The sequence below is a fragment of the Flavobacterium sp. Leaf359 genome, from assembly GCF_001423985.1.
In the GTDB taxonomy this organism is placed as follows: Bacteria; Bacteroidota; Bacteroidia; order Flavobacteriales; family Flavobacteriaceae; genus Flavobacterium; species Flavobacterium lindanitolerans.
Genome location: NZ_LMPW01000013.1, coordinates 331 through 538 on the forward strand (window position 1 = coordinate 331; position 208 = coordinate 538).

Sequence of the window (208 nt, forward strand, 5' to 3'; positions counted from 1 at the left end):
AGTAACACTGCTTCCCTCACACAGTGCTCCGGAACTGCTGATTGTAGTGTTTTCCGGCGATAGTTTTATGTCAGTGGCATTAGAAACCACAGGTGCAAAATCAGGCAGGGTTACACTCACGGTATAGCTGCCGTTTTCTGTCGCGCTGTTTATGGTATGGCTTGTGGCTGTGGCTCCGGCAACAATCGAAGTATTTTTAAACCATTGG

1 protein-coding gene is annotated in these 208 nt (G+C 47.6%); it reads right to left on the reverse strand.

Annotated elements, in window-relative coordinates; genetic code table 11:
- Window positions 1-208, reverse strand: a 208-nt coding sequence (locus ASG38_RS18045; protein WP_162239699.1) for a hypothetical protein, incomplete at both ends; no start/stop codon positions are given.